The sequence below is a fragment of the Pseudomonas juntendi genome (assembly GCF_009932375.1).
Lineage (GTDB): Bacteria > Pseudomonadota > Gammaproteobacteria > Pseudomonadales > Pseudomonadaceae > Aquipseudomonas > Aquipseudomonas juntendi.
In genome coordinates this window covers 1-4865 of record NZ_BLJG01000313.1, presented here as the reverse complement: position 1 = coordinate 4865, position 4865 = coordinate 1, and the positions used below count along the sequence as shown (strand labels likewise).

Below are 4865 nucleotides of genomic sequence, written 5' to 3'. Positions count from 1 at the left end.
AGTTCGCCGGACGCTTACGTAGGAGCGGCCTTGTGTCGCGATGGGGCGCGTAGCGGCCCCAGATTTCAGCGTCAATGCAAATATTCCTGGGGCCGCTTTGCGCCCCATCGCGACACAAGGCCGCTCCTACAGGTTCTGCACCGCCCTCTAATTCAGTACAGGTTAGGCTCCATCTCCAGCTCAACCCCGAACCGTTCGAGGATATCGGCCTGGATCCGTCGCGCCAGCGCATGCATCTGCGCCCCGCTCGCCTGGCCATGGTTGACCAGCACCAGCGACTGCAAGCGATGCACCCCGGCATCACCCTCGCGATAGCCCTTCCAGCCTGCCTGCTCGATCAACCAGCCTGCGGCCAGCTTTACCTGACCGTCAGCCTGCGGATAGGCGACCACGCCGGGGTACTGCGCACGGATGCGCGCCACGCATTCGGCCGAAACCACCGGGTTCTTGAAGAAGCTCCCGGCATTACCCAGCTCGGCCGGGTCTGGCAGCTTTTCGCGGCGAATGCTGCAGATCGCATCGCTGATCGCCTGCGCCGTCGGTTCGGTCACGCCCTGCTCTGCCAGGCGCTGGCGGACCGGGCCGTAGTCCAGGTGCGCGTGCAGGGTACGGCTCAAGGCAAACCGCACCCGCAGGATCAACCACCGGCCTGGGTTACGCTTAAATACGCTGTCGCGGTAACCGAAGGCACAGTCCGCCAGCGCGAAGTCGCGCAGCTCGCCCGTCTCGCGGTCCAGGGCCGTAAGGCCGACGAACACATCCTTGATCTCCACCCCGTAGGCACCCACGTTCTGCATGGGTGCAGCGCCCACGGTGCCAGGGATCAGGCTGAGGTTCTCCAAGCCGCAAAAACCCTGCGCCAGGGTCCACTGCACGAACGGGTGCCAGGGCTCGCCGGCCTCGGCTTCGACCACCACATGCTCGCCGTCATCACTGAGCACCCGGCGGCCCTGGCTGGCCATGTGCAAGACCAGCGCATCGATATCGCGCGTCAGCAGCAGGTTGCTGCCGCCCCCGATCACCAGCACTGGCAACGCCAGGCGCTGAGCCTGGCTCAGCGCCTGGCGCACATGCAGGTCATTGCGGGCCTGGCTGAAATAACGCGCCTTCACGTCGATGCCGAAGGTGTTGTAAGGCTTGAGCGATACCTGCTCCTGCCATTGCCCGGTCATAACCGCCCCTTGATTTCCAGCACCAGCGCCTGGCAGGCCGATTCGATCAGGTCGAGTACCTGCTCGAAGCCATCGGCGCCGCCGTAGTACGGGTCAGGCACTTCATCCAATGCCGCACCATAGCGGCGCAGGAACAGGTCAAGCTCGCCCGTCGCCGTTGGCGGGCGCAGGGCACGCAGGTCGCGAAGGTTGCTCTCGTCCATGGCCAGCACCAGGTCGTATTCGGCGAAGTGCCGCTGCTTGACCTGCTGCGCGCGTTGCCTGGACAAGTCATAGCCACGCGCCAGCGCCGCCTTGCAGGTGCGGCTGTCGGGTGGTTTGCCAACGTGCCAGTCGCCCGTACCCGCGGAGGCCACCTGCACGCGGTCGGCGAGCCCGGCGGCCTGCAGCTGGTGGCGCAGCACGCCTTCGGCAGTGGGCGAGCGGCAAATGTTGCCCAGGCACACGAACAGTACGCGCATCAGGCCTCCAGCAAGCGCCGTACGCGCTCCAGGTCTTCTGCGGTGTCTACACCCACGGCAGGCGCCTCGATCGCGTCCTCGACGTGGATGCGCACACCGTGCCACAGGGCACGCAACTGCTCCAGGGCTTCGGTCTGCTCCAGCCAGCAGGGGCCCCAGCTGACGAAGTCGTGGAGGAAGCCCACGCGGTAGGCGTACATGCCGATATGGCGGCGGTAAGGCACGCCGGCTGGCAACTGGTCCTGGCCTTTGGCGAAGGTGTCACGCGCCCACGGCAGCGGCGCCCGGCTGAAGCTCAGGGCAAGGCCGTGCTTGTCGCTGACCACCTTCACCGCATTGGGGTTGAACACGGTTTCCGGCTCATGGATCTGCTCGGCCAGGGTGGCGATGGCCGCTTGCGGGTGGGCAGCCAGGTTGGCAGCTACCTGGTCGATGATCACCGGCGGGATCAGCGGCTCGTCACCCTGCACGTTGACCACGATGGCATCGGCCGCCAGGCCCAGTTGCGTCGCCACTTCAGCCAGGCGGTCGGTACCCGACTCCTGGTCGACACGGGTCATCAGCACTTCGGCGCCAAATGCCTGGCAAGCTTCGAAGATGCTGGCATCGTCGGTAGCGATGACCACGCGGCTGGCCGCGCTCTTGCGCGCCTGCTCCCATACATGTTGCACCATCGGCTTGCCGGCGATGGCCAGCAGCGGCTTGCCTGGCAAGCGCGTGGAACGCAGGCGGGCAGGAATCACCACGGTGTAGTTCAGGCTCATTTGTCCAGGCGCTCGTCGTCGGTCAGGGTACGTGCTTCACTCTCCAGCATGACCGGGATACCGTCGCGAATCGGGTAGGCCAGGCCGGCACCCTTGCTGATCAGCTCGGTCTTGTCGGCGCTGAGCTTGAGCGGGCCCTTGGTGATCGGGCAGGCGAGGATATCGAGCAGTTTGGTGTCCATTGAAGGCTTCCTTTAGGCCAGATGGCCAGAAATGAAAACGGGCTCAGGGCTTGTGCAGCAAACGCTGCAGCTGGCTGTCGAACCAGGCGCTGAATGCCGGCGTGGGCTGTGCTTCGACAGCCAGGTACCACCAGTCGTCGGCGGCGAAGGCGCGGCATTTCACGGCGTCCTTCTCGGTCATGACCAGCGGTAGCGGTGGGCTGAAGGCCAGGCTCCGGGCGCTGAAGTGTGCATGGTCGGCAAAAGGGTGCGGCAGCGGCTGCCAGTTTAGCCCCTGCAGGGTATTGAAGAAACGTTGCGGGTTGCCGATACCGGCCACCGCGTGCAGGCGCTGGCCGGCGGGAAAGTGGTCGAGTGGGCGGCGTTCGCCACTGCGCAGGTTGACCAGTGCGGATGGCTGCAGGCGCAGGCCAAAGCCACCGGCACGGTCTTCGCCGGCACCATTGAACAGCACCGCATCGGCGCCCTGCAGGCGTTCGGCAGGCTCGCGCAGCGGGCCGGCCGGCAGGCAGCGGCCGTTGCCCAGGCCACGCGCGGCATCGATCAGGACCAGCTCCAGGTCACGTGCCAGGCGGTAGTGTTGCATGCCGTCATCACACAGGATCAGGTCCAGCGGTTCACTGGCCAGCAGGGCCTGCACGGCGCGGGCGCGATCCGGGTCGATCATCAGCGGTACCCCGCTGCGCTGCACGATCAGCAGCGGTTCGTCCCCGGCCTGTTCGGCAGACTGGTCGGCCAACACCCGCCACGGCAACTGCGGCGGTTTGGCGCCATAGCCACGGCTGACCACGCCGACGTTCAGCCCCTGCTGGCGGCAATGCTCGATCAGCCAGAGAATCATCGGTGTCTTGCCGGTGCCACCCACGGTGATATTGCCCACCACGATGACCGGCACCGGTGCGCGGTAGCTGGCACTTTCACCCTTTAGAAAACGCGCGCGCTTGCGCGTGACCACGCGGCGGTACAACGCCTCCAGCGGGCGCAGCAGCGCCAGCGCCGGGTGCCCGGCGTACCAGGCGGCGAGCAGGCGGTCGGCGATAGCCATCAGGGCGTGCCCTGGGCCGCCTCGACGGTGGTCATGCGCAATTGGCTGAAGCCGAGCTTGCCGGCAGCATCCATCGCAGTGACCACAGCCTGGTGCGGGGTCTTGCCATCGGCACTGATGGCCAGCGGCAGCTGGTTGTCACCACCCGACTCACGCTCGATGGCCTCGCTCAGGGTGGCCAGGTCGCTCTTGGGCAGCAGGTGGTTGTTCACCGAGTACACGCCTTCGGCGCTGATGGTGATTTCCACCAGCTTGCCCTGGTCGGCCGGCGCCTGCTCGGCACTGGCGGCCTCCGGCAGCTCGACCCGCAGCTGCGTTTCACGGGTGAAGGTGGTGGTGACCACGAAGAACAGCAGCAGCACGAACACCACGTCGATCAGCGACGCCAGGTTGATGTCGACGTTCTCCCGCTGGCGATTGCGCCGGAACTTCACACCTTGCCTCCGGCCACTTCCACTTCGCGGTCGCCCTGCAGCACTTCCACCAGCTTGATCGCCTCCTGCTCCATGCCCACCACCAGTTCATCGATGCGGCGCAGCAGGAAACGGTGGAAGAACACCGCCGGAATACCAACCATCAGGCCCGCCGCCGTGGTGACCAGGGCCTTGGAAATACCACCGGCCAGTACCGCGGCGTTGGCGGTCATCTGCGTGCCCATGAAGGCACTGAAGATGTCGATCATGCCCAGCACGGTGCCCAGCAGGCCCAGCAGCGGGGCCATGGCGGCGATGGTGCCGAGGGTGCTGATGTAGCGCTCCAGCTCGTGGATAACGCGCGAAGCTGCCTCTTCGATGCACTCTTTCATGATTTCGCGGCCATGGCGCGAATTGGCCAGGCCCGCGGCGAGGATCTCACCCAGTGGCGAATCGGCGCGCAGCGCCTTGAGTTTGTCACTGGTGAGTTGCTTGTCCTTGATCCATATCCAGACCTGGCCCAGCAAGTGTGGCGGGGTGACGCGGCTGGCGCGCAGGGTCCACAGGCGCTCGATGACGATAGCCATGGCAGCGATGGAGCTCAGAATGATCGGCAGCATCATCCAACCACCGGACTTGACCAATTCCCACACAGTAAACGCCCCTTCGGATAAAGGCCGCCACTCTACCATAGGCACGGCGGAGGCTCATCTGCCGGAGGTCAGGGAGCATGCCTTGGATGGGTATCAGAGCTGACAGGTGCATGCCTTGGGTTTTCCAGCGCCTGTGAGATCGAGCGCCGCCCGCGCGGCGCATCGCCGGCGCTGC

Annotated in this window: 7 protein-coding genes; all 7 read right to left on the bottom strand. The window is 65.7% G+C overall.

The features are described from left to right. Nucleotides 1–152: 152 nt before the first annotated feature. The 7 genes from murB to pocA are packed head-to-tail and all read right to left on the bottom strand — an operon-like array spanning nucleotide 153 to nucleotide 4690. On the bottom strand, nucleotides 153–1172 hold the full coding sequence (gene murB, locus GYA94_RS25350; RefSeq protein ID WP_054905784.1) for a UDP-N-acetylmuramate dehydrogenase: 1020 nt from the start codon (nucleotides 1170–1172) through the stop codon (nucleotides 153–155). Further along, nucleotides 1169–1633, bottom strand: a complete 465-nt coding sequence (locus GYA94_RS25345) for a low molecular weight protein-tyrosine-phosphatase (RefSeq protein ID WP_009685205.1) — start codon at nucleotides 1631–1633, stop codon at nucleotides 1169–1171. The genes murB and GYA94_RS25345 overlap by 4 nt, the downstream gene beginning before the upstream one ends. Then, on the bottom strand, nucleotides 1633–2397 hold the full coding sequence (kdsB, locus tag GYA94_RS25340; protein WP_161893346.1) for a 3-deoxy-manno-octulosonate cytidylyltransferase: 765 nt from the start codon (nucleotides 2395–2397) through the stop codon (nucleotides 1633–1635). The genes GYA94_RS25345 and kdsB overlap by 1 nt, the downstream gene beginning before the upstream one ends. Beyond that, on the bottom strand, nucleotides 2394–2579 hold the full coding sequence (locus GYA94_RS25335) for a Trm112 family protein (RefSeq protein WP_003247142.1): 186 nt from the start codon (nucleotides 2577–2579) through the stop codon (nucleotides 2394–2396). Before GYA94_RS25335 ends, kdsB begins: the two co-directional genes overlap by 4 nt. 43 nt (nucleotides 2580–2622) lie before the next feature. Next, entirely contained in the window at nucleotides 2623–3624 is a 1002-nt protein-coding gene (gene lpxK, locus GYA94_RS25330) for a tetraacyldisaccharide 4'-kinase (protein WP_110679696.1), read from the bottom strand. Beyond that, on the bottom strand, nucleotides 3624–4058 hold the full coding sequence (pocB, locus tag GYA94_RS25325; protein WP_161893345.1) for a flagellar polar localization protein PocB: 435 nt from the start codon (nucleotides 4056–4058) through the stop codon (nucleotides 3624–3626). Before pocB ends, lpxK begins: the two co-directional genes overlap by 1 nt. Beyond that, on the bottom strand, nucleotides 4055–4690 hold the full coding sequence (pocA, locus tag GYA94_RS25320; RefSeq protein WP_161893344.1) for a flagellar polar localization protein PocA: 636 nt from the start codon (nucleotides 4688–4690) through the stop codon (nucleotides 4055–4057). The genes pocB and pocA overlap by 4 nt, the downstream gene beginning before the upstream one ends. Nucleotides 4691–4865: the final 175 nt, after the last annotated feature.

Coding starts and splice junctions, on each gene's coding strand:
- murB (WP_054905784.1), bottom strand. CDS start 1,172: ATGACCGGGCAATGGCAGGAGCAGGTATCGCTCAAGCCTTACAACACC.
- GYA94_RS25345 (WP_009685205.1), bottom strand. CDS start 1,633: ATGCGCGTACTGTTCGTGTGCCTGGGCAACATTTGCCGCTCGCCCACT.
- kdsB (WP_161893346.1), bottom strand. CDS start 2,397: ATGAGCCTGAACTACACCGTGGTGATTCCTGCCCGCCTGCGTTCCACG.
- GYA94_RS25335 (WP_003247142.1), bottom strand. CDS start 2,579: ATGGACACCAAACTGCTCGATATCCTCGCCTGCCCGATCACCAAGGGC.
- lpxK (WP_110679696.1), bottom strand. CDS start 3,624: ATGGCTATCGCCGACCGCCTGCTCGCCGCCTGGTACGCCGGGCACCCG.